The organism is Pseudomonas promysalinigenes (genome assembly GCF_014269025.2).
Lineage (GTDB): Bacteria > Pseudomonadota > Gammaproteobacteria > Pseudomonadales > Pseudomonadaceae > Aquipseudomonas > Aquipseudomonas promysalinigenes.
The window spans coordinates 4,460,174-4,487,012 of record NZ_CP077094.1; the positions used below are offsets into that span (position 1 = coordinate 4,460,174).

The 26,839-nt window shown below is 60.3% G+C and carries 27 protein-coding genes; 11 read left to right on the forward strand and 16 right to left on the reverse strand.

Annotation, left to right across the window (positions count from 1 at the left end):
* The first annotated feature begins 31 nt into the window (after nt 1–31).
* Nucleotides 32–550, forward strand: a complete 519-nt coding sequence (locus tag HU725_RS20250; RefSeq protein WP_186476403.1) for a GNAT family N-acetyltransferase — start codon at nt 32–34, stop codon at nt 548–550.
* 4 nt (nt 551–554) lie between these two features.
* Here HU725_RS20250 and HU725_RS20255 read toward each other — a convergent pair whose 3' ends face one another.
* The 3 genes from HU725_RS20255 to cbpA all read right to left on the reverse strand — a co-directional run bounded on the left by HU725_RS20255 (nt 555) and on the right by cbpA (nt 2,250).
* On the reverse strand, nt 555–887 hold the full coding sequence (locus tag HU725_RS20255) for a thioredoxin domain-containing protein (RefSeq protein WP_060477918.1): 333 nt from the start codon (nt 885–887) through the stop codon (nt 555–557).
* 86 nt (nt 888–973) lie between these two features.
* Nucleotides 974–1,279, reverse strand: coding sequence for a chaperone modulator CbpM (locus tag HU725_RS20260; protein ID WP_060477919.1), 306 nt, complete (start codon nt 1,277–1,279; stop codon nt 974–976).
* A gap of 2 nt (nt 1,280–1,281) precedes the next feature.
* Nucleotides 1,282–2,250, reverse strand: a complete 969-nt coding sequence (gene cbpA, locus HU725_RS20265; RefSeq protein WP_186476402.1) for a curved DNA-binding protein — start codon at nt 2,248–2,250, stop codon at nt 1,282–1,284.
* Nucleotides 2,251–2,413: 163 nt separating this feature from the next.
* On the opposite strand from cbpA, the gene HU725_RS20270 reads away from it, so the two are divergent.
* Nucleotides 2,414–3,685 carry an Hsp70 family protein gene (locus HU725_RS20270; RefSeq protein ID WP_186476401.1) on the forward strand — a complete coding sequence of 424 codons (1,272 nt, stop codon included), beginning with the start codon at nt 2,414–2,416 and terminating at the stop codon, nt 3,683–3,685.
* 36 nt (nt 3,686–3,721) lie between these two features.
* Here the strand turns inward: HU725_RS20270 and HU725_RS20275 are convergent, their stop codons facing one another.
* From HU725_RS20275 to HU725_RS20285, 3 genes are all read right to left on the reverse strand, one after another.
* Nucleotides 3,722–4,729 carry an AI-2E family transporter gene (locus tag HU725_RS20275; RefSeq protein ID WP_060477922.1) on the reverse strand — a complete coding sequence of 336 codons (1,008 nt, stop codon included), beginning with the start codon at nt 4,727–4,729 and terminating at the stop codon, nt 3,722–3,724.
* A gap of 70 nt (nt 4,730–4,799) precedes the next feature.
* Nucleotides 4,800–5,087, reverse strand: a complete 288-nt coding sequence (locus HU725_RS20280; protein ID WP_186476400.1) for a PsiF family protein — start codon at nt 5,085–5,087, stop codon at nt 4,800–4,802.
* Between the two features lie 100 nt (nt 5,088–5,187).
* Nucleotides 5,188–6,078, reverse strand: a complete 891-nt coding sequence (locus tag HU725_RS20285; protein ID WP_186476399.1) for an esterase/lipase family protein — start codon at nt 6,076–6,078, stop codon at nt 5,188–5,190.
* 124 nt (nt 6,079–6,202) lie between these two features.
* Between HU725_RS20285 and osmE the strand changes: the two genes are divergently transcribed.
* Together osmE and HU725_RS20295 are read left to right on the forward strand one after the other, a co-directional pair.
* Entirely contained in the window at nt 6,203–6,544 is a 342-nt protein-coding gene (gene osmE / locus HU725_RS20290; RefSeq protein WP_060477925.1) for an osmotically-inducible lipoprotein OsmE, read from the forward strand.
* A gap of 48 nt (nt 6,545–6,592) precedes the next feature.
* Nucleotides 6,593–7,123 carry a ferritin-like domain-containing protein gene (locus HU725_RS20295; RefSeq protein ID WP_186476398.1) on the forward strand — a complete coding sequence of 177 codons (531 nt, stop codon included), beginning with the start codon at nt 6,593–6,595 and terminating at the stop codon, nt 7,121–7,123.
* A gap of 267 nt (nt 7,124–7,390) precedes the next feature.
* Here HU725_RS20295 and HU725_RS20300 read toward each other — a convergent pair whose 3' ends face one another.
* On the reverse strand, nt 7,391–9,457 hold the full coding sequence (locus tag HU725_RS20300) for an AsmA family protein (RefSeq protein WP_186476397.1): 2,067 nt from the start codon (nt 9,455–9,457) through the stop codon (nt 7,391–7,393).
* 337 nt (nt 9,458–9,794) lie between these two features.
* On the opposite strand from HU725_RS20300, the gene HU725_RS20305 reads away from it, so the two are divergent.
* From HU725_RS20305 to HU725_RS20320, 4 genes are all read left to right on the forward strand, one after another.
* The gene (locus HU725_RS20305) at nt 9,795–10,202 is read left to right on the forward strand and encodes a phage infection protein (protein ID WP_186476396.1); all 408 of its coding nucleotides are present in this window, start codon (nt 9,795–9,797) and stop codon (nt 10,200–10,202) included.
* A gap of 122 nt (nt 10,203–10,324) precedes the next feature.
* Nucleotides 10,325–10,960 carry a TetR family transcriptional regulator gene (locus HU725_RS20310; protein ID WP_186476395.1) on the forward strand — a complete coding sequence of 212 codons (636 nt, stop codon included), beginning with the start codon at nt 10,325–10,327 and terminating at the stop codon, nt 10,958–10,960.
* A gap of 43 nt (nt 10,961–11,003) precedes the next feature.
* A complete protein-coding gene (locus tag HU725_RS20315; protein WP_225915500.1) occupies nt 11,004–12,101 on the forward strand; it encodes an AGE family epimerase/isomerase in 1,098 nt (365 codons plus the stop codon).
* 73 nt (nt 12,102–12,174) lie between these two features.
* The gene (locus HU725_RS20320) at nt 12,175–12,429 is read left to right on the forward strand and encodes a hypothetical protein (RefSeq protein WP_060477931.1); all 255 of its coding nucleotides are present in this window, start codon (nt 12,175–12,177) and stop codon (nt 12,427–12,429) included.
* Nucleotides 12,430–12,434: 5 nt separating this feature from the next.
* Here the strand turns inward: HU725_RS20320 and HU725_RS20325 are convergent, their stop codons facing one another.
* The 6 genes from HU725_RS20325 to HU725_RS20350 all read right to left on the reverse strand — a co-directional run bounded on the left by HU725_RS20325 (nt 12,435) and on the right by HU725_RS20350 (nt 18,892).
* Nucleotides 12,435–13,202 carry an SDR family oxidoreductase gene (locus tag HU725_RS20325; RefSeq protein WP_060477932.1) on the reverse strand — a complete coding sequence of 256 codons (768 nt, stop codon included), beginning with the start codon at nt 13,200–13,202 and terminating at the stop codon, nt 12,435–12,437.
* Between the two features lie 595 nt (nt 13,203–13,797).
* Nucleotides 13,798–14,514 carry an ABC transporter ATP-binding protein gene (locus tag HU725_RS20330; protein ID WP_060477933.1) on the reverse strand — a complete coding sequence of 239 codons (717 nt, stop codon included), beginning with the start codon at nt 14,512–14,514 and terminating at the stop codon, nt 13,798–13,800.
* On the reverse strand, nt 14,511–15,386 hold the full coding sequence (locus tag HU725_RS20335) for an ATP-binding cassette domain-containing protein (RefSeq protein WP_186476393.1): 876 nt from the start codon (nt 15,384–15,386) through the stop codon (nt 14,511–14,513). Before HU725_RS20335 ends, HU725_RS20330 begins: the two co-directional genes overlap by 4 nt.
* Nucleotides 15,383–16,684, reverse strand: a complete 1,302-nt coding sequence (livM, locus tag HU725_RS20340; protein WP_060477935.1) for a high-affinity branched-chain amino acid ABC transporter permease LivM — start codon at nt 16,682–16,684, stop codon at nt 15,383–15,385. Before livM ends, HU725_RS20335 begins: the two co-directional genes overlap by 4 nt.
* Nucleotides 16,685–16,686: 2 nt before the next feature.
* The gene (locus HU725_RS20345; RefSeq protein WP_060477936.1) at nt 16,687–17,601 is read right to left on the reverse strand and encodes an ABC transporter permease subunit; all 915 of its coding nucleotides are present in this window, start codon (nt 17,599–17,601) and stop codon (nt 16,687–16,689) included.
* A gap of 154 nt (nt 17,602–17,755) precedes the next feature.
* Nucleotides 17,756–18,892, reverse strand: a complete 1,137-nt coding sequence (locus HU725_RS20350; RefSeq protein WP_060477937.1) for a branched-chain amino acid ABC transporter substrate-binding protein — start codon at nt 18,890–18,892, stop codon at nt 17,756–17,758.
* A gap of 467 nt (nt 18,893–19,359) precedes the next feature.
* Between HU725_RS20350 and pncB the strand changes: the two genes are divergently transcribed.
* Nucleotides 19,360–20,565, forward strand: coding sequence for a nicotinate phosphoribosyltransferase (gene pncB / locus HU725_RS20355; RefSeq protein WP_186476392.1), 1,206 nt, complete (start codon nt 19,360–19,362; stop codon nt 20,563–20,565).
* A 3-nt stretch (nt 20,566–20,568) separates the two neighbouring features.
* Nucleotides 20,569–21,396 carry an NAD(+) synthase gene (gene nadE / locus HU725_RS20360; protein WP_060477939.1) on the forward strand — a complete coding sequence of 276 codons (828 nt, stop codon included), beginning with the start codon at nt 20,569–20,571 and terminating at the stop codon, nt 21,394–21,396.
* Between the two features lie 44 nt (nt 21,397–21,440).
* Here nadE and azu read toward each other — a convergent pair whose 3' ends face one another.
* Nucleotides 21,441–21,887, reverse strand: coding sequence for an azurin (azu, locus tag HU725_RS20365; protein ID WP_186476469.1), 447 nt, complete (start codon nt 21,885–21,887; stop codon nt 21,441–21,443).
* A 346-nt stretch (nt 21,888–22,233) separates the two neighbouring features.
* On the opposite strand from azu, the gene HU725_RS20370 reads away from it, so the two are divergent.
* Entirely contained in the window at nt 22,234–22,821 is a 588-nt protein-coding gene (locus tag HU725_RS20370; protein ID WP_186476391.1) for a cytokinin riboside 5'-monophosphate phosphoribohydrolase, read from the forward strand.
* A 114-nt stretch (nt 22,822–22,935) separates the two neighbouring features.
* On the opposite strand, the gene HU725_RS20375 is transcribed toward HU725_RS20370, so the two are convergent.
* Both HU725_RS20375 and dnaB read right to left on the reverse strand, forming a co-directional pair.
* Nucleotides 22,936–25,239 (reverse strand): YgiQ family radical SAM protein, encoded by a 2,304-nt coding sequence (locus HU725_RS20375; protein ID WP_186476390.1) that lies wholly within the window; start codon nt 25,237–25,239, stop codon nt 22,936–22,938.
* 107 nt (nt 25,240–25,346) lie between these two features.
* Nucleotides 25,347–26,744, reverse strand: coding sequence for a replicative DNA helicase (gene dnaB / locus HU725_RS20380; RefSeq protein WP_060477967.1), 1,398 nt, complete (start codon nt 26,742–26,744; stop codon nt 25,347–25,349).
* Nucleotides 26,745–26,839: the final 95 nt, after the last annotated feature.

Below are 26,839 nucleotides of genomic sequence, written 5' to 3' on the forward strand. Positions count from 1 at the left end.
TCTGCAGCCATCGACTTTGCGAGACGCTGCCATGAGTTACCACATACGCGACGCCCTGTTCACCGATGTGCCGGGCATCCTCGACATCTACAACGATGCCGTGCGCAACACCACGGCGATCTGGAACGAAACCCCGGTAGACCTGGGCAACCGACAGGCGTGGTTCGAAGCAAGGGGTCAGCAAGGTTACCCGATACTGGTGGCCGTGGATCAGACCGGGGTGCTGGGGTACGCATCATTTGGCGACTGGCGCCCGTTCGAAGGGTTTCGCCTGACCGTGGAACACTCGGTGTACATCCGTGGTGACCAACGCGGGAAAGGCCTGGGCCCGGCGCTGATGGCCACCCTGATCGAGCGGGCGCGGGCATGTGGCAAGCATGTGATGGTTGCCGCCATCGAAAGCGGCAATGCTGCCTCGGTGCGCATGCATGAGCGGCTGGGCTTCGTGGTGACCGGGCAGATGCCTCAGGTCGGGGTGAAGTTTGGCCGCTGGCTGGATCTGACGTTCATGCAGCTGATGCTCCAAGATGATAGCCAGCCTACGACCTGAATGCTTAAGCCTGGGCGTCAACGTCGCGCAGTTTGTCCTTGAACCAGTTGCTGGTGGAATAGTTGCCTAATACCTCAAGCACACACTTGCCATCCTTGAAATAGCAAATAGTGGGTGCACTGGCGACGTGGTTGAATGTTGTGGGATCGTCCTTCACCAGCGCCAGCGGCACTCGCAGAAATGCGACTTTCTGCTCCTCGACGGCCCACTTTTCAACATACTCGGTCACCGCCCTGCTCGCCGAGCTACCCTCGCGAAAGACCTCGACTACAACGATCCCTTTGCGATTGATAGCCGCTCGATAATCTTGCTGGGTACCAGCAACTTGAACGCTCATCTGTAAAGCCCTCTTGGAAGGATTAAACACGACGCGTTCAAAATATGGAGTCGGGCCGGGGCTCGTCTACTGGCAGAATTAACAGGTCAACCCTGCACGAAACGCCCCAACCGCTGCCTGAGCATTGTGTTCTCGCTACGCAGTTGCTGCACTTCCTGCAGCAGCTCCAACGCCAGCGCTACGCCTTCCCACTCCAGTTCCAGCTCCCGATGCAGCTTCGCTGCACGCCTGGCCAACAGCGGCGCCTGATCGTCGAACAACCAGTCTTCCGGGGTTTGCCCGGAGGGCTCGACAATGCCGTGCTCGACGATTTCGATCACGTAGTCAGCCGTGATATCGGCTTCCTGACACAAGGTACGCATGTCCAGTTGAACGATCAGGGTGCTGCTCATGATCACTTACTCCATTGTGTCCTCGGGTCGAACGCAGCCTTCTCGGAAAGCTGGGTCCACAGTTCACGGGTTGCAGGGTCTGAAGCCGGTGGCATCACCACTTTGAGCTGAGCGTAAAGGTTGCCACGCTCACCGTTCTTGTTGGCCAGGCCCATGCCCGGCACGCGCAGGCGCTGGCCGCTCTGGCTGTCGGGGCGAATGGTCAGGTTGATCTTGCCGGTCAGGGTCGGCACGGCCACCTTGGTGCCCAAGGCTGCCTCCCACGGTGCCAGCGGCACGGTGATGATCAGGTCGTGGCCTTCGACATCGAACAGCGGGTGCGGCGCCATGCGCACGGTCAGGAACAGGTCGCCATTGGCACCGCCACCAACGCCCGGCGCCCCCTGGCCTTTGAGGCGAATACGCTCGCCATCGGTGACCCCGGCCGGGATCTTCACGTTCAGGGTCTTGGTGGTGAACCCGGTGCGTTGGCCGGCCGCATTGGTTTGTGGAACCTGGAAGCTGATCTGCTTGGATTCCTTGCTCAGGGTTTCTTCCAGGAAGATCGCCAGTTCCAATTCCACGTCCTGCCCTCGCCTGCCGGCACTGCGTTGTTGTTGCCGGCCGCCGCCACCGAACGGGTTACCGCCGCGAGCACCGAAGATCGAACTGAAGAAGTCGGAGAAGTCGCCGCTTTCGAAGCCCCCGCCAGGCCCGCCATCACCACCGCGGCTCTGCCACCCAGGCGGCGCCTGGAACGGCCGGCCATGCTGGCCGCCATACTTGCGGATTTCATCGAATTCGGCGCGTTTCTGCGCGTCGCCCAACACCTCGTAGGCCTCGTTGGCCTCTTTGAATTTATCCTCGGCGTCACGCTCCTTGCTGACGTCAGGGTGATACTTGCGCGCCAGCTTGCGGTAAGCGGCCTTGATCGCCTTCTCGTCCGCCGTGGGCTCTACGCCGAGTATCTTGTAATAGTCTTTGAAGTCCATCGTTGGATCACCAATGTGAATTTTCGTATTGCAGCTGTAGATAGGGGTCAAGCATAGCCTTTCAAGGTTCGCTTGGGGTTGCTTCAAGGCAGACGATCGGTCTTGATTCTGTAGCCAACTGGCATAAACTGCGCGGCCGTTTTGCCTCCGGAAGCTTTTTCCCATGTCTGACGTATCGCCGGCCCGCGCGCTGGGTATCGACTTTGGCACCTCCAACTCCACGGTCGGCTGGCACCGCCCAGGCGTCGAAACGCTGATCGCCCTGGAAGATGGCAAGATCACCCTGCCATCGGTGGTGTTCTTCAATATCGAGGAACGTCGCCCCGTGTATGGCCGCCTGGCGCTGCACGAGTACCTGGAGGGCTACGAAGGCCGCCTGATGCGCTCGCTCAAAAGCCTGCTGGGCTCCAAGCTCATCAAGCATGACACCAGCGTGCTGGGCAGCGCGCTGCCGTTCAAGGACCTGCTGGGCATGTTCATCGGCGAACTGAAAAAGCGCGCCGAAGCCGCCGCCGGTCGTGAATTCGACCAAGTGGTACTGGGCCGCCCGGTATTCTTCGTCGACGAAGACCCGGCTGCCGACCAGGAGGCCGAAGACACCCTGGCAGAGGTCGCCCGCAAGATCGGCTTCAAGGACGTATCGTTCCAGTACGAACCGATTGCCGCAGCGTTCGACTACGAGTCCGGCATCAGCCGTGAAGAGCTGGTGCTGATTGTCGATATCGGCGGCGGTACGTCCGACTTTACCCTCATCCGCCTGTCACCCGAACGGCACCTGGTGGCCGAGCGTCAGAGCGATATTCTCGCCACCGGTGGTGTGCACATTGGCGGCACCGACTTCGACAAGCAGTTGAGCCTGCAGGGCGTAATGCCGCTGTTCGGCTACGGCAGCCGGATGAAAAGCGGCGCCCTGATGCCCACCAGCTACCACCTGAACCTGGCCACCTGGCACACCATCAATGCCCTGTACTCGCAGAAATCGCAGCTGGCACTGGGCAGCATGCGTTATGACATCGAGGACACCTTGGGCATCGATCGCCTGTTCAAGCTGATCGAAGAGCGAGCTGGGCACTGGCTGGCAATGGAGGTGGAAACCAGCAAGATCGAGCTGACCGAACAGCTCAGCCGCCGCATCGACCTCAGCCGCGTGGAACGCGAACTGGGTGTGGACCTGACCCGAGCGCTGTTCGAGGAGGCCATCGAGGGGCTGCTAGAACGCGTGCGCGGCAGCGTGACCGAGTTGCTGGCCAAGGCCGGGGTGAATGCCAGCCAGGTCGACACAGTATTCTTCACAGGCGGCTCAAGCGGGATCCCAGCCTTGCGCAACAGCGTGGCAGCCATGCTGCCCAATGCGCAGCACGTGGAAGGCAACATCTTCGGCAGTATCGGTAGCGGCCTGGCGATCGAGGCACGCAAGCGCTACGGAGCGGCCTGATTGCAAGGGGGGCCGCCAAGCGGCCCCAGCCTTCGATCAAACCAGCTCGGCCCGCCTCAACTCACTTTTCAGGTACGCGTAATACACCGGGCCCGCTACCACACCAGGTAAGCCGAACGCTGCCTCGAACACCAGCATCGCCAGCAGCAGTTCCCATGCCTTGGCCCTGATCTGGCCACCGACGATCTTGGCGTTGAGGAAGTATTCGACCTTGTGGATCACGATCAGATAACCCAGCGCAGCAGCCGCCACCCAGATCGACAGCGACATGCCGACGATGGTGATCAGGGTGTTGGACATCAGGTTGCCGATTACCGGCAGCAACCCCAGCAGGAAGGTCAGCACGATCAGCGTCTTGGTCAGCGGCAAGTGTACGCCGAACAATGGCAGCACCACGGCGAGGAAGATGCCGGTGAAGGTGGTGTTGAGCAGCGAAATCTTGATCTGCGCGAAGACAATGTTGCGAAATGCCTGCACCAGCAGGCTCAAACGCTCGAACAACGCCGCGGCCAGAGGCTTGCGCCGTGAGATGTCAGGGATGCGCTGCAAGGCGATGATTGCCCCCAGGATCATGCCGATCAAAAGCGTCACGAACATGTGCGCCATGCCCTTGCCCACCAGTTGCAGGTCGCTCAGGTGGCTCTTGATCCAGTCGCCGATGGCCACCTTGAACTCCGCCGCACTGGCCGGCAGGTAGGCCTCGATGAACGGTGGTAACTGGCTGCGGGCGCGCTCGACCAGCACCATGAACTTGTCCAGCGATGCGCCAGGGTTCTCGGCTTCGTGCAACAGAAAACTGAAGGCGCCGGCGATCAACAGGGTCAGTGCACTGACCACCAATGTGCCGAGCAGCGCCACCGCCAGCCAGCGCGCACGCTGCCCGGCGATCAGCGGCTGCAGCCGTGGGGTGAGCATGTTGACCAACTCGAACACCAGCAGCCCGGCCAGCAGGCTGGGCAGTAATTTCAGGGGCAAGGCCAATAGCAGCCCGGCCATGACGATGACCAGGCTTGCCAGGGTGATCTGACGGGGGGTGAAAGTCATACAGCCTCGAAGGCAGACGGCGGGAATGCCCGCAGTCTGCCAGCCTTCACGACATAGGCATAGGCGCAGGTCACTTCTTCTTTAAGCAGTCGCTCATGAACGCTTTGCGCGCATCCCCCTTCAACGCTTGACTGGTAGCGTCGGCATTGCAGGTTTTCATCTTCTGCTGCTGGGTCTGAGGCATGTCTTTTTTCAGGCAGGTGCTCATGAACGCTTTGCGCTCATCACCCTTGAGTGATTTGGCGGTGGCGTCGGCGTTGCACGTTTTCATTTTTTCCTGTTGCGCCGTGTTGGCGGCAAAGCCTTGCGCGCTGAACAGAAGCGCCAACGCCAGCAGTGGCATGTGCAGCAATTTCATGGAGAGGTCTCCTTGTCTCCGCGCCCGATGCACGGACATGGGCCTGAGTGTAGACAAGAATTTTTACACGCATCCGCGCAGGCTTCAGGCCAGGCGGCCACTAAAGCCCGGCAGCCTTGAGCCGCGCCGCGTGCTCAGTGAACAACCTTAGTGGTTCGGCGCCCTTACCAACGGCGCCCAGCGAATGGTTGACGATATCCAGGTGGTCGAGGGGAAAGTCATCGCCAATCACCTGCCCCAGGTGCGAGCTGAAACGCCCGACCATGCCGTCGCAATGGCCTTTTTCCTTGACGAAACTGCGTGCGAACAGGCGGCAGAAACGGTTGCTGCCGTCAAACCGGTTGCGGCCTTTGTCAGTCAGGCCGGGCTGCAAGGTGCCGGACCAGGAGTAGTAGCGCACGCCGTTGACTTCGTAGGCGCCCTCCCCGCCCCACGTTTCGGGCAGCCCTTGAGGATAGGCCTGATTGAACAGCGCCACGCCGGCGCTGGTCAGCGATTGATGGGAAGCGTGCACGTCTATTGGCAGTGGCTGACGGCGCCAGCCCGTTTCCAGCCATACCAGCATAATCGCCAAGCCATGCAAGATGGCCTTGAGAACGCGGCCTTGGGGCGAATCTCCGGGGGCTGTGCGCTCCAGGTGGTCAGCCAGCTCCGAGCCATGGTTAGGGCCAGCCACGGAAGTGACCGAAGCCACTCGGTCAGGGCGGCGGGCAGCGGCGTAACGTGCACTCAGCGCCCCTTGGCTGTGGCCGATGAGGTTGACCTTGGCCGCTCCGGTGCGCCGGCAGATGTCCTCGATGATTGCCAGCAGTTGTTCACCGCGCACCTCGCTGGAGTGCAATGGCGAAACCTGCACGGCAAATACCTGGGCGCCCCCGTTGCGCAGCGCCCGGACGATGCCGAACCAGTAGGGGTAAAGCAGCACGCGGACGAAACCGAGCATGCCTGGCACCAACACCAGTGGGTACCGCGTTGCCAGATCCTGCGCCATTGCATGGCCCCTCTGCCTAGACGATCTCGCCAACACTACAGAAGCTTGAATGACCATCGCAATCGAACTCCCGGCGCGCCGCGAGGTTCCAAACCAAACAGACCCTTAGCAAGGAGCGGGACCTATGTACAAACAGACCCTGGCTATACTTCTGGCCAGCGCCACGCTGGCAGCGTGCAGCAACCGCCCGGAAAACCCTGTGGACTACGTGACTTACCGAAACGAGCCGCTGGTCAAGCAGGTGGAGAACGGTATGACCATGCAGAAAGTTATCGCCATTGGCGGCAGCCCGTCGAATGTCATCGACCTGCCAAACGGTGGCACCTGCAACGACTACATTCTTAACCGTGACGGCCACCAACAGCCGTACTACGTGCGCTTCGATGCCACCGGCCACGTCGATGCCAAGGGCTTCAAAACCTGCAAACAACGAGAAGAAGACCGCAAGGCCGCCAACGGCGCCTGAGCCTTACGCCTATCCAGACCATCCGTTTTCAGCTGATTGGAGAGCATCATGAGCAATGTTGAACTGACCGATGTACAAACCTTGCGCAAACGTGCTCGCGAGCACGTCGAACAAGGTGCAGTGACTGAGGGTTACGACGCCGACCGTCAGGAAGTCCTGCGCTTGCTGAATGAGTCGCTGGCTACCGAATTGGTATGTGTCCTGCGCTACAAGCGCCACTACTTCATGGCTAGCGGCATCAAAGCCAGTGTTGCGGCGAGCGAGTTCCTCGAGCATGCCACTCAAGAAGCCGAGCATGCCGACAAACTGGCCGAGCGCATCGTGCAACTTGGTGGCGAGCCGGACTTCAATCCGGACAACCTGAGCAAGAATTCCCATGCCCAGTACGTCGAAGGCAGCACGCTGAAGGAAATGGTGCTGGAAGACTTGGTGGCGGAGCGTATCGCCATCGATAGCTACCGCGAAATCATCCAGTACATCGGCGATAAAGACCCAACCACTCGCCGCCTGTTCGAGGACATTCTGGCCCAGGAAGAAGAGCACGCGGACGACATGTCCGATCTGCTCGAAGGGCTGTAATTGAGTTTCCAGCTTGCTATTGGGGCTGTTTTGCAGCCCCAATAGCATTGGCGCACAGCCCCAATCTGCCCTTCCCTAAGCCGGCCTCGTGCCGGCTTTAGTTTGCCGCAGCTACAGCGTATACAGCGGCAAGCGCAGTCAGAACACCCTCACATACATTGCGCGTAAAGTGACTCCACAAACAAACCAGTCGCAGCGGATTTACCGCGAAAGGCTGCAAAGCAGCCCTGACAGGCGAACCTCACTGGCATCAGGGCACTGCGCCCTTTATTTTTTCGCCTTCACCGCAGCAGGCGCTTTGCCAGCTCTCATTTGCTGCAGCAATGGCGTGCATTGGTTGGGCTCATCGCCGCTACTAGGCGCTACCAACGCCAGCAACCCTGCAGCAGGGCCCGCTACCACACCCAGCGCTACCATCCCCGCACCTCGCAATGCCAGCGGCACTGCCTGGACCCCAGCACTTGGCTTGGCGAAGGCCCCGCGTACATACAGCGGCGAGCGCAGCGAGAACAACCGCACGCCCTTGGACTCCGGATTGATCTTCAAGTCCAACTGCTCAGTGGCGAAGTTGGCCGTCCCATTGACATAGATGATCGCGTTCTCGGTATCGAAGATGAACAGACGCGTGCTTGCCAAGCCGTCCTTGATGTCAACGTCCGCTGCGGCGCAGTTGATCTGCACGTCCTCGTCGCCGAACAGCTTGCCAACCACGTAGTTACCGACATTAAGCCCGGCGATCTCCATCAGGCTGCGGCTGATGGCGCCATCGTTGATCAGCATGCGAAGGTTGCCATTGGCCGTGCCCAGCAAGGCAGCCACCGAATTGCCGCGGCCAGTGATGTCGGCATCGCCGTTGAGCTCGCCGAAGCTGGTTTGCATCGGTGCAAAGGTTGGGAACAGCTGCTTGAGTTTGAAACCGCGGGCCGTGAGTTGAGCGTGGCCTTGGAGCGGCACGTTTCGGCCGTCCAGGCGGATGTTGGCTGCCAGGTTCCCTCCCGCCACGCCAAAGCGCAGCGGTTCAAGGCGCAGCAGCCCATCTTCGAGGATTACGTGGGCCGACAAGTCGCTCAATGGCAGCTGTTCACTGTGCACGATGCGCTTGCCGGCGAAGCTTACGTCGGCATCCATGGCGCCCCAGCGCTCGGTGCGGAACTCCTCCACAGGCAGCACCTTGTCGGCGGGTTGCTTGCTCGCACCGCCGCGTGCCTTCTGCTCGGCATTGGAATCGGCACCGATCAGCGGCGCCAGGTCCTTGAACAACAGTTGATTGGACACCAGCTTGCCGGCCAGCTTCGGCCGCGGCTTGCTGGCGACGAAGCTCAGGTCGCCATGGATGTCACTGTTGCCGATTTTGCCGTTGAAATTCTGGTAGTTGAAATTGGCACCTTCAGGTGCGTGCAGGTTGACGCTAAGCCGACCATCGGTGGAGTAAGCCGGCGTATCGGGCAACGTTACCCCGGTCAATGGATACAGATTGCCCAGGCTGGCCCCAGACAAACGCAGACGCAGGTCCAGAGCGCCAAGATTGCGAGGATCAGTCAGGGTGCCAGCCAACACGACGTGGGTATCGGCGATACGCACGTCGGCCTGCAGCGGGAATGGCTGGCTGGCATCCTGCAAGGCGAGCAGCCCGCCGATTTTGCCGGTGCCTGATACTGGCTGGCCCTTGTAGCGACCTTGAGCTTTGAGACCAAATGCATAGTCTTGAGCCCCGCCCGCCTTCTCAGCGTTGGCCTTGCCGACGATCTCACTGAAGGGGATCGGTTTGCCGAGCGGATCGATCTGCACCTTCATGCTGGTTTTCAACGTCTGATCGTCGAAGCTGACGTTGCCTTGGTCAAAGCCAATGGCACCGATATCCAACTCCCATTTGGACGGTGTTTGGTCTTCGTCTTTGGGCCCGAAGTCAAACGTCCAATTGGCGCGGCCATCGGCCAGGCGCGTAAGGCTCGCATTGGGCTTGGTGAGGTCGATGCGCGGGATGCTGATCTGCTGGTACAACAGCGGCAATGGCGCCAGACGAAATTCCACCCGCTCAAGCCCAACCATCTGGGGCTCCTTGAGCCAGTCGGGGTTGCCCAAGGTCAGGTCTTCTGCGATGAAGTGCGGCCATGGCACCCAGGCTCGCCAGCCTCCCTGGTCCGGTTCGGTACGCCAATGCACAGCGAGGTTGCCGTTGATCGCGAATGGCCGATGCAGCGCTTCGGACACTTTTTCGTTGATCAGTGGCTTGACGCGGTTCCAGTCGAAGGTGGCAATGATGATCACCAGGATCGCCAACAGGGTCAGCAGAGTGGAAAGGGTCCAGACGATGATTCTGGCGGGGCGCGTCATTGCGTGAGTCTCCTGATGGCAAGGCACAAAGCAGGCGTAGCGATGGCATTCATTATTTCGGACTGATGAAAACCCGTCGGGTTTAATCGGCCTGTCCATGCTAGCGAGTTTTTTCAGCTTTCGTGCCCAGCTTTTGGCGTCGGCCATCCCCCACTGTTACCTCTTCCGGTACTGGCAAGCGCTCGTTTCACACCCGGAAACTGCCGCAATAGAGCCATCGCATCCGCTATCAATCGCATCGATTGTTACCATTACCCGTATGAACTTCTCTCTGGCGTCACCGAGCGTAGCATTGGCTTCGTACCCACTTTCTAGCCCCCGAGAAGAGCACCGAATCATGAAACGCACTCTGCTGACCCTGACCCTGTCCATACTTGCTGCCAACGCGTTCGCCCTTCCTGCTGCAGACCAGCACCTGACTGCCGAGTCGCGCTCCAGCGCCGCAGAAATTGCCCAACCGCTCAAAACCGTCGCCGAAGGTGGCTCCGACCGCCTGATCGAGCGCAGTGGCCGAGTTGCCGAAGGTGGCTCTGACCGTCTGATCGAGCGTAGCGGCCGAGTTGCCGAAGGTGGCTCTGACCGTCTGATCGAGCGCAGTGGCCGGGTTGCCGAAGGTGGCTCTGACCGTCTGATCGAGCGCAGTGGCCGGGTTGCCGAAGGTGGCTCCGACCGTCTGATCGAGCGTAGCGGCCGCATGGCTGAGGGTGGTTCCGATCGTCTGGTTGCCATCAGCCACGTGAGCTGATCACCATGACCGAAAACAACAACCGCTGTCACACCGTTTGCTCCCCTCCCAGCCCGGTCCATTGACCGGGCTTCGTTTTTTTATCTAGAGTGCCCAGCCTCACCTTCACAGAAACCAGCCCAATGCTGCCGCGCGCCGAACAGAAGCTACAGACCCGCCAGGCCCTGCTGGATGCTGCTTGCCAGCTGATGGAGAGTGGCCGGGGCTTTGGCAGCGTTAGCCTGCGCGAAGTGGCCAAGGCTGCGGGCATCGTCCCTACCGGTTTTTATCGGCACTTCTGCGACATGGACGCGCTGGGCCTGGCACTGGTCGCCGAGATCGACGCCACGTTCCGCCAGACCATCCGCCTGGTGCGGCATAACGAATTCGAACTGGGCGGTATCACCGATGCATCCGTGCGCATCTTCCTCGACGTGGTCAACGCCCACCGCGCGCAGTTTCTGTTTCTGGCCCGTGAGCAGTACGGTGGCTCGCACGCCGTCCGTCAGGCCATCGCCTGCCTGCGCCAGAACATCAGTGACGACTTGGCCACGGACCTTGCGCGAATGCCGCGCTGGCAGCACCTGGACAACGCCGCGCTGGCGGTGATGGCCGACCTGGTGGTCAAAACCGTGTTCGCGACCCTGCCGGAGCTGATCGATAACCCGCAGCCAGGTTATCCACAGTCGCTGAGCGCCCAGGAGAAAATCACTCAGCAATTGCGCTTCATCTTCGTGGGCGCACGCCACTGGCAAGGGCTGAGCAACCCGCATCCCTAGTTCTGCTACCATGGCGCCCTGCCCGAAAGTGATGAGCGCCAACATGCCCAGCCCCCTTCCTGCCCTGCCTGAATTGGCCCGATTCAACCAGCATTTTGCCGACTGCATCGTGCCGCTGTGGCAAGGCCCTGGCTGGAATGCCGAGATGGCCCTGCCCTACGAGGCGCTCGACGCCGAACATCGGCCACTGCCGGTGCAGCGCTACCGCGCCATGGCCTGTGCTCGGCAGTTATACCTGTTCAGCAGCCGCATCGAGCAACCCGGCGCGGCCGAGCGAGCAGCGGCACTGCTGCGCTCGTTGCAAAAGCACTTTCACGACCCCGAACATGGCGGCTGGTTTTACAGCATCGACGCCCAGGGCAAGCCACTGGACCGGCGCAAGGACCTCTACACCCACGCTTTCATCGTCTTCGCCTGCGCCCATTACTGGGGCAAGGTCGGTGACGGGCTGGTCGAAGCCACCCTCAACGCCGCGCTGGAAGTGGTGGGTCAGCAATTTGCCCGGGACGACGGCCTATACGAAGCCAGCCTTGGCGAAGATTGGGCAGATCTTGGCAGCGGCCCATTGCAGAACCCGCAGATGCACCTGGCCGAAGCTTTTCTGCAAGTGCTGGCCGTGCGCGAGGACGCGCAGGTTCAGCAGGCGTTGCTGCAATTGTGCCAGGCATTGCAGGAGCACTTCATCGAGCCACAGCATGGCCTGATGCTGGAAAAACCGCTGGGGTCTGTGGATAACTGGTTCGAGCCAGGCCATCAGTTCGAATGGTTCTACCTGCTGGAAACTTCGTCATTGCTACACGGCACGCCGTTGCATGCCTCCTTGTTGCGGGCCTTCGGCTATGCCGAGCTTTGCGGGGTAAACAACGCCGCCGTACTGGCCATGCTCGATGTGGATGGCAACGTGCTGGATGCGACCCAACGGATCTGGGCCCAGGCCGAATACCTGCGGGCACTGGCGCTGCGCCCTGAGCATCAGGCAAAACTGCTGGTTCAGCTGAAGGCGATGGAGCAGCAGTTTCTGCATGCTCGGGGCTGGTATGAGTGCCGTAACGGTGAAGGCGTGGTGAGCCGGCATGATATGCCGTCGACCACGCCCTACCATCTGGCGACTTGTCTGAGCGGCCTTCTCAGCGCTGGCTGACCTAGCATTTTTGCCAGTTTCGGCCGCGTCATGGCGCTGCTAGGTTGGAACCTCCATCAACGAGGTGCCCATCATGGAAAGATCAGCGTTCAAAGACTTCCTCGAAGCCCAGATCAATGGGGCCGCGAAGCAGATATTCGACAAACAGAAGGCCGACCTCGATCACATTGCCTTCGGCAAGCTGAGCTTTTTGCTCAGCCTTCGCCGCGTGGTGGACGGCACCGCGACCCGAGAGGACCTCGGGATGCATGATGCCGTCAACGATGTGCTGCAGACACTTGGCTTGATCGATTCCAAATCCACGTATCTGAAAATGATCCCCAAGTAGCCGGCTCAGGCTTTCGCTGAGCGATCGATCGACAGCCCAGCGAAGTCCTGACGCACTGGCATCAACTCGAGGCTATTGATGTTGATGTGCGCAGGCTGGTTGAGAATCCAGAAAATGGTCTCGGCTATGTCCTGCGGCTGGATGGGCTCTGCGCCGGCGTAGGTCGCATCGTATTTGGCCTGATCGCCGCCATGGCGCACCAGCGAGAATTCGCTTTCGCACAGGCCAGGTTCGATGTTGCTCACCCGCACACCAGTGCCGCGCAGGTCGCAGCGCAGGCTTAAGGAGAACTGGCCGACGAAGGCCTTGGTGCCACCGTACACATTGCTGCCTGGATACGGGTAATTGCCCGCCACCGAGCCCACATTGAGGATCGACGCCCCGCGGCCATGGGCAATCAGGCGCGGCAGCAGCAGGCGTGTGGTGTACATCAGGCCTTTGATGTTGGTATCGACCATGGTGTCCCAGTCATCCAGGCTGCAGTTCTGCGCTGCATCCACGCCAAGCGCCAGCCCGGCGTTATTGACCAAACCACGCAATTTGTCGAAGCCGGCCGGCAGGCCGGCGATGGCCTGCTCCATGGCCTTGCGGTCACGTACATCCAGCACCAGACCATGCACTTGGGTTTTGGCCGAAAGTTCGGCGCACAGGGCATCCAAGCGCTCCTTGCGGCGCCCGGTGAGCACCAGCTGCCAACCAGCTTCAGCGAAGCGACGGGCGGTGGCCTCGCCAAAGCCGGAAGTGGCGCCAGTGATGAATACGGTGGACGTCATGCTCTGTTCCTCACGGTAGATTGTCATCGACAGCTTCGCAGCATGCCCGCGCCAGGTGCAGGCAGCAAGCCGGCAGAGCTACTGGTCATTTTTTGGTCATGTGCACGAAACCCTTGTGTCAGCAGGCCCGGAGCCAGCTATACGCATGTTATCCACAGGGCTTTCCCCATTGATTGGGGGCAAGTTACCTCAGGCGGGCCCGGTGAATTGCGGGCCAGATCTGGAGATTGCTTTCAAGGTGATGGCTTAAAGCTTTCATCCATGCCGCCTACAGCCGTCTGTCCAAGGCTTTCCCACAGACTTATCCACAAGCAATCAAGCGCTGATGCAAGTAGCCGGTGTCTTGTAAAAGCCCTGCAAATCCATGCCAAAACAGCGCCTGATCAAATTATGATCAGAAGCTTGTAAGCCACGGATCAAGAGGGCTTGAGCGTGATGCCACCATGTTTTCCACAGGCGGTTCCACATTATCCGTGGAAAACATCAAGCCTGTGGAAACGGGGTTGGGATGCAGCGATCGGCATCGTCGGCAAGATCCATGCGACAAGTTGTCCACATCGCAACAGGGCTGCTACCGCAGCCCATCTTGCGCGGCTCAGTGGCCGCCGAGGTAGGCGTTGCGCACCTCTTCGTTTACCAGCAGCTCCTGGCCCGTGCCGCTCATGCGGATTTGCCCGTTGACCATCACATAGGCTCGATCCGACAGCTTCAGGGCGTGGTTGGCGTTCTGCTCTACCAGGAAAATGGTCATGCCAGTCTTGGCTAGCTCGCGCAGGGTAGCGAAGATCTGCTTGACCACGATCGGCGCCAGCCCCAGTGACGGCTCATCCAGCAGCAATAGCTTCGGCCGGCTCATCAACGCCCGGGCGATGGCGAGCATTTGTTGTTCGCCACCAGACATGGTCATTGCACGCTGGTTACGCCGCTCCTTCAAACGTGGAAACAGTTCGAACATGCGCTGCATATCCTCGGCTGCATGTTTGTCGCCGATGGGGATGGTGCCCATCATCAGGTTTTCTTCGACCGTCATGTCCGGGAACACACGGCGCCCTTCCGGCGACTGGGCGATGCCGTTGGATGCGATGTAGTGCGAGGTCTTGCGGGTGATGTCGGTGCCACGGTAGACGATCTGCCCCGAAGCTGCCCGGGGCTGCCCGAAGATCGACATCAGCAATGTCGACTTGCCGGCGCCATTGGCCCCGATCAGGCTCACCGTCTCCCCCTCGTTGATATGCATCGAAACTTTCTTGAGGGCCTGGATGGGGCCGTAGAACACGTCCAGGTCTTTGAGTTCGAGAATGGGTGCAGTCATACCAGCTCCTCTTCGTCAGCACCCAGGTAGGCGGCGATCACCGTTGGGTTGTGGCGGATTTCCTGCGGTGCGCCTTCGGCGATCACATTGCCGTGGTCGAGCACGACAATATGGTCGGAAATGCTCATCACCATGCCCATATCGTGTTCGATCAGCACCACGGTGATGTCGTGCTGGTCACGCAACACCCGGATCATGCCGCTCAGGGCTTCGGTTTCCTGGGGGTTGAGGCCGGCGGCCGGTTCGTCCAGGCAGATGATCTTCGGCCGTGTGCACATGGCCCGGGCAATTTCCAGGCGGCGCTGCTGGCCATAGGACAACTCGCCAGCCAGGCGATTGGCGCAGTCGACCAGGTCGACCACCTCCAGCCAGTAAAACGCATGATCCAGAGCATCGCTCTCGGCCTTGCGGTATGCCTTGGTATTGAGCACCCCAGCCAGCAGGTTGCGGTTTACCCACATGTGCTGGGCGACCAACAGGTTTTCCACCACCGACATTTCCTTGAACAGCCGGATGTTCTGGAAGGTACGCGCCAGGCCTGCACGGTTGACCAGGTGGGTACCGCCGAACATCTTGTAATACAGGCGGCTGGCAAAGCGCGCTGGGGATAGGAAGTCCGCGGCCTGGAAGCGTTCGCCGAGCAACTGGATGACATTGGTGTGGCTGCCGCGCACGTTGAGCTCGATGCGCCCGCCACTGGCCTTGTAAAAACCGGTCAAGCAGTTGAACACCGTGGTCTTGCCGGCACCGTTGGGGCCAATCAAAGCGAAGATCTGATTGCGTTTGACCTTCAGGCTGACATCGCTGAGCGCCTTGATGCCACCGAACTGCATCATCAGGTTATCGACCGAGAGAATGATTTCGTCGCTCATGGCGCCACTCCTTTACGTGGGGTCACGCCGCTGCGGCTGATGCGGATCAAGCCTCGCGGTCGCCAGATCATCATCAGCACCATCAGCACGCCAAACAGCAGCACGCGGTATTCCGAGAAGCTGCGCAGCAGCTCTGGCGCAACGGTCAGCACGAACGCCGCGATCACCACGCCGACGGTCGAGCCCATGCCGCCAAGCACAACGATGGCAAGAATCAGCGCCGACTCGAAGAAGGTGAAAGACGACGGGTTGACGAAACCTTGGTAGGTAGCGAAGAACACCCCTGCCAGGCCCGCAGTAGAAGCACCGAGGGTGAAGGCCGAGAGTTTCACCAGCACGTGGTTCAGGCCCATCGAGCGGCAGGCGATCTCGTCTTCGCGCAGCGCCTCCCAAGCGCGGCCGACCGGCATGCGGGTGAGCCGGTGTTTGATGTAAAGCACCGCCAGCACCACCAGGAACAACACGGCGTAGATGAACACGAACTTGAGGTTGGCGTTGTAATCGATGCCAAGGAATTCGTGGATCGGCACACCGCCATCCTTGGCCCTGCGGCCGAACTCCAGGCCGAAGAAGGTCGGCGCTGGCGCGGGCATACCGTTCGGGCCACCGGTGAAGGACAACCAGTTGTTCAGTACCAGGCGAATGATCTCGCCAAAGCCCAGCGTCACAATGGCCAGGTAGTCCCCGTGCATTCGCAATACCGGGAAGCCGAGAATGCACCCGGCCAGCGCCGCAGCGATGGCCGCCAGCGGTAGCACGCTCCAGAAACCCAGGCCCAGGTACTGGTAACCCAGCGCCAGACCGTAGGCACCAATGGCATAGAACGCCACATAGCCAAGGTCGAGCAAACCGGCCAGGCCGACCACGATGTTCAGGCCAAGGCCCAGCAACACGTAGATCAGGCCGAGGATGACCACAGTCAGCAGGTATTTGTTGGCGAACACCGGGAAGATGATGGCAATCACCACCAGCGCCGGGATGATGTAGCGCAGCCGCGAGGTGTAGCCCGGCTCGCGCACATGCACGCCCGAACCACCGCTCTCGAAGCCTGCCAGCATACGCCGACCGGCAGCGGTTTGGACGTAAAGGCTGAGCAGAAAGCGCCCGAGCATCACCCCGCCAACCAGCCACGCTACCCGGCGAGGCTCGGCATTGAAGGAGTAACCGTCGAGCACCACGCCGACGATCGGGCCGAACACGATCAGCGCCAGCAAACCGGCGACGATGGTTTCGAGCAGGCTGCGTTTGATATCGAAACCTTTGGTTTCGGAGGCAGAGGCAATTTTGGCAATCGACATGTTCACACCTTAGCCACGAGCGGGCGGCCCAGCAGGCCTTGCGGGCGGAAGATAAGGATCATCACCAGCAGGGAGAAACTGAACACATCCTTGTAATCGGAGTTGATCAGGCCAGAGAACAGCGACTCGGAAATCCCCAGGATGATCCCGCCGAGCATGGCGCCAGGCAGCGACCCGATGCCGCCCAATACCGCGGCGGTGAAGGCCTTGATACCGATGATGAAGCCGGCGTAGAAGTCGAAGGTGCCGTAGTTCAGGGTGATCAACACGCCAGCAAGGGCCGCCATCACCGCACCGATGACGAATACATAGGAAATTACCCGATCGGTGTTGATGCCAAGGATCGAGGCCATCTTGCGGTCTTGCTGGGTGGCGCGGCACATGCGGCCGAGCTTGGTGTACTTGATCACGTAGGTCAGCAGCCCCATGCCAAGGAACGCCGCTACCAGGATGAAGATCTTGGTGTAGGTCAGTTGCACGAAGCCGGTGCCGACCTCGATGCGCATGGCACCTTCGAGCAGGGTCGGCACGCCTTGCTGGCGGGCGCCCTGGCTGATCTGCGCGTAGTTCTGCAGGATCAACGAAATGCCGATGGCACTGATCAGCGGTGCCAGCCGGGTGGAGTTACGCAGGGGTTTGTAGGCGATGCGCTCGATGGTGAAGCCATAGACGCCCGTGACGACGATGGTGAACAACAACGTGCCCAGCATCAGCAGAGGAAACGATTCGATACCGAAGTACGCCAGCAATGCCAGGCTGATCGCCGCGAGGTACGCGGAGATCATGTACACCTCGCCGTGCGCGAAGTTGATCATGCCGATAATGCCATAGACCATTGTGTAGCCGATGGCGATCAGGCCATAGACCGACCCTAGGGTCAGGCCATTGACCAGTTGCTGCAGGAAAATACCATCCATAACGCAATCTCACCTGAGCGAGGCTGCACGCGCGCAGATGCCCACGAGCTACCGATGAGGCAGCCTTGGCAGCGCAGCACGATGCAGGCCTCCGAATAAGGACAGGTACCGCAGGGGCAATGGCCCGGACGGGCGTCCGGGCCGGCTGCCGTTATTATTTTTGTTTTTCCAGCTGGTGGTACTTGCCTTGAGCATCCCACTGGTAGACCACGTAATCGGAGACGGTCAGGTCGCCCTTTTCATCCCACTTCTTCTGGCCCATGACGGTTTGCACTGGGTTGGCCTTGAGCCACTTGGCAGCGTCTTCGCCTTTGTTCGACTTGGCACCGTTGAACGCAGCGGCCAGCGCCTGCAGCGAGGCGTAAGCGTAGAGGGTGTAGCCTTCAGGCTCGGTACCTGCTTTGCGGAACTCTTCCACCACAGCCTTGCTGTCAGGCAGCAGGCGCGGGTCGGCGCCGAAGGTCATGTACACGCCATCGACGTACTGAGCACCACCGGCGGTGGACACCAATTCGTCGGTGACGATGCCATCATCGGACATGAACTTGACGTCCTTCAGACCCTGCTCGCGCAGTTGACGCACCAGCGGGCCGGCTTCAGGGTGCAGGCCACCGAAGTAGACCACGTCGGCACCGGCAGCACGGATCTTGGTGACCACGGCGCTGAAGTCTTTCTCGCCACGGGTCAGGCCTTCGTACAGCACCGGCTTGACGCCGCGTTTCTCAAGCTGCGCCTTGGTGGCATCGGCCAGGCCTTGGCCGTAGGTGTCCTTGTCGTGCAGCACGGCGACTTTCTTGCCTTTGAGTACGTCGACGATGTAATCACCGGCGACGATGCCCTGCTGATCGTCACGGCCGCACATGCGGAACATGGCGCCAAGACCGCGCTCGGTGACCTGTGGGTTGGTGGAGCCTGGGGTGATGGCGATCACGCCGGCTTCGTCATAGACCTCAGAAGCGGGGATGGTGTTCGAGGAACAGAAGTGCCCTACTACGCCGATCACCTTGTCCTGGTCGACCAAGCGGTTGGCCACGGCTACGGCCTGCTTGGGCTCGCAGGCGTCATCGCCTTTGACCAGCACGATCTTCTCGCCATTCACGCCACCAGCGGCATTGATCTTGTCGGCCGCTGCCTGCGCGCCTTTCATGTACTGCTCGCCAAACGCTGCGTTAGCCCCGGTCATGGGGCCCGCGACGCCGATCTTGACGTCGGCCTGAACATACGAAGAAACACCCAGTGCCGTAGCGACGGCCAGAGCCAGGAAACCTTTCTTGTAAAACGTCTGCGACATGAGGCGGTGCTCCTAGAGTTTTTTTGGTTGGCACTACAACTTCTCAGCCTGTTGCTCCGAGCAAGCGCCGTGCCATCGGTTTTGTATTCCGGGAAATCACAGGGTCAAGGTCGCCTGCGAGCGACCGATGGGCGTCTCTTTATTGAGCGTGCAACCGTCTGCGACGCCAAAGGCGCCACCACACGTAAAGACAAGGCGCAACCAAACAGTGCCATCATTGCAACCATGCCAAGTGTTAACGTGCAACCATGCTGTAACAGTAGACGTCACCGAAGTGCACACCGCTGGTGCGCAAGTGCTACAGCCAGCACCGTTTCAAGGCTCGCCTGTGCACGAAAACCTCGCCTGGTTTGGCAGTAAAGGCACTTAAGGCGACTTGGGCCTCATCCATAAAGGCCGGCGCAGACACTACGGCGGGCAAAAGACTGGCACAATGTGCAGCATTCGCCGCTTCTGGAGTCACCTTGATGAGCGAGAGCGCATTCGCCGAGCGCATCGTGCACAACCTGCTCGACACTGATTTCTACAAGCTCACCATGATGCAGGGCGTGCTACATAACTACCCGGATGCTGATGTGGAGTGGGAGTTTCGCTGCCGCAACGGTGAGGATCTACGCCCCTACCTGGCTGACATCCGCCACCAGCTCGAACTGCTAAGCGACCTGACGCTCGATGATGGCCAACTGGGTTTTCTCGAACGCATCAGCTTCCTCAAGCCAGACTTCCTACGCTTTCTGCGCCTGTTCCGGTTCAACCTGCGCTATGTGCACGTTGGCATCGAGAACGATCAATTGGCCCTGCGGCTCAAAGGCCCATGGCTGCACGTGATTCTTTTCGAAGTACCGCTACTGGCCATCATCAGCGAAGTGCGCAACCGCCACCTGCACCCGCGCATGCGCCTGGCCGAAGCCCGGGACCAGCTCTATCGCAAGTTCGACTGGCTGCGCGCCAATGCCAATGACGACGAGCTGGCAAGCCTGCAAGTGGCTGATTTCGGCACGCGCCGGCGCTTTTCCAGCCGTGTTCAAGAAGAGGTGGTGCGGGTATTGCGCGATGAATTCCCTGGCCGCTTCGTTGGTACCAGCAATGTGGACCTGGCATGGAAGCTGGATATCAAACCGCTGGGCACCATGGCCCATGAATGGATAATGGCCCACCAACAGCTCGGCCCGCGCCTGATCGATAGCCAGATTGCCGCGTTGGATTGCTGGGTCCGCGAGTACCGTGGGCTGCTTGGTATCGCACTGACCGATTGCATCACCATGGATGCCTTTCTCAACGACTTCGACTTGTACTTCGCCAAGCTGTTCGACGGCCTGCGCCATGACTCTGGTGAGCCGCTGGCCTGGGCGGAAAAAGCCATCGTCCACTACCAGAAGCTGGGTATAGACCCAATGACCAAAACCCTGGTGTTCTCTGATGGCCTCAACCTCACCCGCTCGCTGGAAATTTTCCGTGCGCTGCGCGGGCGCATCAATGTCAGTTTCGGCATAGGCACCAACCTGACCTGTGACATCCCAGGGGTGGCGCCGATGAACATCGTGCTTAAAATGACCGACTGCAACGGCTCGCCGGTTGCCAAAATCTCCGACGAAGCCGCCAAGACCCAGTGCCGCGACGAGAACTTCGTCGCTTACATGCGTCATGTTTTCAACGTCCACAGCAAGGAGTAACCCATGCAAGCGGTTCAGCAAGAAATTGCCCAGGCGCTGAAAGTGCAGCCGCCGTTCGCCGATGCCGCTGCGCTCGAGGCCGAAGTCGCCCGCCGCGTGGCGTTCATCAAGGACTGCCTGGCCAATGCCCGGCTCAAGACCTTGGTGCTGGGCATTAGTGGGGGGGTCGACTCATTGACCGCAGCCCTGCTCGCCCAACGCGCGATCAACGAACTGCGCGCAGAAACCGGGGACAAGGCCTACACCTTCATCGCAGTGCGCCTGCCCTACCACGTGCAGCATGACGAGCATGACGCCCAAGCCTGCCTGGAGCTGATCAAGGCCGATGAGGTGCACACCGTCGACATCGCACCTGCAGTCAAAGCCCTCGCCGCAGAAGTGGTGGAGCTGAAGAATGGCTCACCGAGCCTGGTGGACTTCGTGGTCGGCAACGTGAAGGCTCGCACGCGCATGGTGGCCCAGTACACCATCGCTGGAGCCCGCGCAGGCCTGGTGATCGGTACCGACCATGCCGCCGAGGCGGTGATGGGCTTCTTTACCAAATTCGGTGATGGCGCCTGTGACCTCGCGCCGTTGAGCGGCTTGGTGAAAAACCAGGTGCGAGCGATCGCGCGCAGCTTTGGTGCGCCAGAGGCGCTGGTGGAGAAGGTGCCGACGGCCGATCTCGAAGATCTCGAACCCGGTAAACCCGACGAGGCTTCCCATGGCGTGACCTACCAGCAGATCGATGACTTCCTGCATGGGCTGCCGGTGGATCAGGCCGCGTTCGACATCATCGTCGCCACCTACCGCAAGACCCAGCACAAGCGCGAACTGCCGTTCGCCCCGTGAAAAACAACCGGGGCCGCATGGCGGCCCCGGCCTTATCTGCGCGCTTACTTGAGCGTTACAGTGCCTTTCATCATCGAGATGTGGCCAGGGAACGAGCAGAAGAAGCCGTACTTCTGATCAGCTGCAAGCTTGGACACATCGAACGTAAGCTTGTCGGTCTCGCCTGCACCGATGATCTTGGTGTGGGCGATGACTCGCTCATCACCGTCTTTGAGGTAGCTTTTCTCGATCCCGGCGGACAGACCGTCGGTTGCGATTGCCTGCATGTCAGCTTCCTTGCTGATCACCACGTTGTGCCCCATGACGTTCTTCGGCAGGTTACCGGAGTGGGTCAGGGTGACGGTGAATTCTTTGCAGCTTTTATCGACGACGATGTCCTTGGTGTTGAACGACATCTGGTCGGTCGAGTCAACGGTCACCGAGCACTCGGCGGCGAAGACAGAAGCGCTGGCGAGGGTCAGCAGGGATACCGCTACAGCTTTCGCAAACATCATGAATCTCCTTGGCAGGGTTTTATCAATTGCGATACTGCCTGAACCCTTTCAGCCCTGCATGATGTGGGTCAAGGGCATGTCAAGTGGCCAGCCAGTAGAATTGTTCAATGGATTGTATACAACCAATCTAAGGGCACATCATGCACTTTTAATAGACGATGGGACAACATTTGAATTAGGAGCCATCGCTATGTCCCTCTCAAGTTTCATGAACAGCTTGCTCGCCGCCTACGCCCAGGGCGCCACAGGGGCCAGTTGCGAATTCTCGCGGCCGGAGTAGATCCACAATTGGAGGGATCGGACCATTGGCATTACCCTGTGGCCATCTGACTGGAGAAGCAGGATGTCCTTACGTTCCATTTGTGTTTTCTGTGGTGCCAGCATCGGCACCAACCCCGCCTACCGTGAAGCCGCTGTGGCACTGGGCCAGGCGATTGCCCGGCGAGGCATGACATTGGTCTATGGCGGTGGCGCGGTAGGCTTGATGGGTACAGTGGCTGATGCAGCCATGGCGGCCGGTGGCGAAGTGATCGGGATCATTCCCGAAAGCCTGATGAATGCTGAAATTGGCCACAAAGGCCTGAGCCGATTGGAAGTGGTCGACGGCATGCACGCCCGCAAGGCGCGCATGGCTGAATTGAGCGACGCCTTCATAGCTCTGCCGGGTGGCTTGGGCACACTGGAGGAGCTGTTCGAGGTATGGACCTGGGGGCAATTGGGCTACCACGCCAAGCCGCTGGGGCTGCTCGATGTGAACGGCTTCTATGAAAAGCTCGGCGGGTTCCTCGACCACATCGTCGAAGAAGGCTTCGTGCGGCCTGCGCATCGGGCAATGTTGCTGCTGGCGCAGCAAGCAGATCAACTGCTGGACGCCATGACGCATTTCGAGTCGCCCGTAGTGCCGAAGTGGGTCGACAAGCAGCCAGATTGATCGCGACGGCGATCCTGGCTACTTGCCCCTGCTGAAGCGGCTTCAGCCACGAAGAAGCCGTAACCGCAAAACAGGTCCGCCGCTCTCAGGAGGCTCTGTGGAGCACCTGGGAGCTTAGCGTGGTATCACGGGTTGCCGTGGCTTCTTACCCTTGCCGCCACCACCCTTGGCCGCTTCTTTGCGCTCCTTGGCCGCTTGCTGGTTACGGGCAAACGCCTCGGCCTTGGCTTTCTCGCGCTTGTCCCACGGCTTGCTGCCATCGCTACCACGCGGCGGCAGGCCAGTGTGCTGGGTCAGGATCTTCTGGTCCTTGCCCACCTTGTGGCTGCCAGCTGGGGTAGAGTTCTTGCGGCGCGCGCTCTGGTAGCTATCGGTCTGCGGCTGGTGCAGCGGGATCAGCTGGTGCTTGCCCGGGCCGATCAAGTCGGCACGGCCCATGCGCTGCAGCGCCTCACGCAGCATCGGCCAACCCTTGGGGTCGTGATAGCGCAAAAACGCCTTGTGCAGGCGGCGTTGCTCATCGCTCTTGACGATCTCGACGCCTTCGCTCTTGTAAGTGACCTTGCGCAGCGGGTTCTTGCCCGAGTGGTACATGGCCGTGGCAGACGCCATCGGCGACGGATAGAACGCCTGCACCTGATCGGCGCGGAAGCCATTGCCCTTGAGCCACAGGGCCAGGTTCATCATGTCTTCATTGGTAGTGCCTGGGTGCGCTGCGATGAAGTACGGGATCAGGTACTGCTCCTTGCCCGCCTCTTTGGAGAACTTCTCGAACATACGCTTGAAGCGGTCATAGGTGCCGATGCCCGGCTTCATCATCTTGTCCAACGGACCACGCTCGGTGTGCTCCGGGGCAATCTTCAGGTAACCGCCAACATGGTGGGTGACCAGTTCCTTGACGTACTCCGGCGACTCCACGGCCAGGTCGTAACGCAGGCCCGAAGCGATCAGGATCTTCTTCACCCCCGGCAAGGCACGGGCCTTGCGGTACAGCTCGATCAGCGAGCTGTGGTCGGTGTTGAGGTTTTCACAGATGCCCGGGAACACGCACGATGGCTTACGGCAGTGCTTCTCGATGTCGTGGCTCTTGCAGGCGATGCGGTACATGTTGGCGGTTGGCCCGCCAAGGTCGGAGACCACGCCGGTGAAGCCCGGCACCTTGTCGCGCATCTCCTCGATCTCGTTGAGGATCGACTCGTGGGAGCGGTTCTGGATGATGCGGCCTTCATGCTCGGTAATCGAACAGAAGGTGCAGCCACCGAAGCAGCCGCGCATGATGTTGACCGAGAAGCGGATCATCTCGTAAGCCGGGATGCGCTGCTTGCCGTAGGCCGGGTGTGGCACTCGCGCGTAAGGCATGCCGAACACGTAGTCCATCTCTTCGGTGCTCATCGGAATGGGTGGCGGGTTGAACCACACATCCACTTCGCCGTGCTTCTGCACCAGGGCGCGGGCATTACCCGGGTTGGTCTCCAGGTGCAGCACGCGGTTGGCGTGGGCGTAGAGTACCGGGTCATTACGCACCTTCTCGAACGACGGCAGGCGAATTACCGACTTCTCTCGGGTCACGCTGGGGCTGTCGAGAATTTGTACGACCTTGGCTTCGTTCGGGTCGTCCTGCTCGCCCTTGGCCTGCTCGATGGCACAGGCTTGGGTGTCCTGGGTGTTCACGTAGGGGTTGATGATCTTGTCAACGCGCCCTGGGCGATCGATACGGGTCGAGTCGATCTCGAACCAGCCTTGCGGTGTATCGCGGCGCACGAATGCGGTGCCGCGCACGTCGGTGATGGTTTCGATCTTCTCGCCATTGGACAGGCGCTGGGCCACTTCGACGACCGCGCGCTCAGCGTTGCCGAACAGCAGGATGTCGGCGCTGGCGTCGATCAGAATCGAGTGGCGAACCTTGTCTTGCCAATAGTCATAGTGGGCAATGCGGCGCAGCGAAGCCTCGATGCCGCCGAGCACGATCGGCACATGCTTGTAGGCTTCCTTGCAGCGTTGGCTATACACCAGGCTAGCCCGATCCGGGCGGCTACCGGCAAGGCCACCGGGGGTGTAGGCGTCGTCGGAACGAACCTTTTTGTCCGCGGTGTAGCGGTTGATCATCGAATCCATGTTGCCGGCGGCCACCCCGAAGAACAGGTTCGGCTCGCCTAGCTTCATGAAGTCGTCTTTGGATTGCCAATTGGGCTGGGCGATGATGCCCACGCGAAAGCCCTGGGCCTCCAGCAGGCGCCCAATGATGGCCATGCCGAACGACGGGTGGTCGACGTAGGCATCACCGGTCACGATGATGATGTCGCAGGAATCCCAGCCGAGCAGATCCATCTCCTCCCTGCTCATTGGCAGGAAAGGTGCTGGCCCGAAGCATTCGGCCCAGTACTTGGGATAGTCGTAGAGTGGTTTGGCTGCTTGCATGTCAGTGACCGGTTCTGGTGTGCAGGGAAATCGCGGGCGCGGAATATAGCACAAATTTTGACCAAATCCGACGGTGGTTGTCGGATTCATGGGTTCAGCCCAGTGGCTTATTCGTCGTCGTCGAAGTTGTACATGCCCGGCGCAAGGTTCTCGAAGCGGGTGTACTTGCCGATGAACGCCAGGCGCACGAAGCCGATGGGGCCGTTACGCTGCTTGCCGATGATGATTTCCGCCACGCCCTTGTGTTCGGTTTCGGGGTGGTACACCTCGTCGCGGTAGACGAACATGATCACGTCGGCGTCCTGCTCGATCGCACCGGACTCACGCAAGTCGGAGTTCACCGGGCGCTTGTTCGGCCGCTGTTCCAGGGAGCGGTTGAGCTGCGAGAGCGCAATCACCGGGCAGTTGAATTCCTTGGCCAAGGCTTTCAGGGAGCGGGAAATTTCGGAAATTTCGTTGGTCCGGTTGTCACCGGCCGACCCTGGGATCTGCATCAGCTGCAGGTAGTCGACCATGATCATGGCGATCTCGCCATGCTCTCGGGCCAGACGCCGGGTGCGCGCGCGCATCTCGGACGGGCTGATGCCCGCAGTATCGTCGATGAACAGCTTGCGGTCGTTGAGCAGGTTGACGGCCGAGGTCAAGCGCGGCCAGTCGTCGTCGTCCAGCTGACCGGAACGCACCTTGGTCTGGTCGATGCGGCCGAGCGACGAGAGCATACGCATGATCAGCGATTCGCCTGGCATCTCTAGGGAGAACACCAGCACCGCTTTGTCCGTGCGCAAAACGGCGTTCTCCACCAGGTTCATGGCAAAGGTGGTCTTACCCATCGATGGGCGGCCCGCGACAATGATCAGGTCGGCTGCCTGCAGTCCGCTGGTCTTTTCGTCCAGATCGGTGAAGCCGGTGGATACGCCGGTGATGTCGCTGTCGGAGTTGAACAGCGTGTCGATACGGTCGATGGCCATGGTCAACAGTTCGTTGACCCCCACCGGGCCGCCGGTCTTCGGCCGCGCCTCGGCGATCTGGAAGATCTGCCGTTCAGCATCGTCGAGGATTTCTTCGGCGTTGCGCCCTTGCGGGTTGAAGGCGTTGTCGGCGATATCGGTACTGATGCTGATCAGTTGGCGCAGCGTCGCACGCTCGCGAATGATCGCGGCGTAGGCCTTGATGTTGGCTACCGAGGGCGTGTTCTTGGCGAGCTCTGCCAAGTACGCAAGGCCACCGACCTGGGATGAAAGGCCTTCCTTGTCCAGTTGCTCGTGCAGGGTGACGACGTCGAACGGTTGGTTGGCGTCGGCCAGTTTGTGCACGGCACGGAAGATCAAGCGGTGGTCATGCCGGTAGAAGTCGCCATCCGACACTTGGTCCAGCACCCGCTCCCAGGCGTTGTTGTCCAGCATCAGGCCACCGAGCACGGCCTGTTCGGCCTCGATGGAATGCGGCGGCACCTTCAGGGCTGCGGTTTGCAGGTCGAGCTGTTCGGAGTTGGTGATCTCGTTCATGGCCACGAAAGAATTCTGGAGGATGAAAAAGACAAAGGGCACGGCCTGAATGAACAGGACCGTGCCCGATGTTAACCGGCTATCCCGTTAGGGAC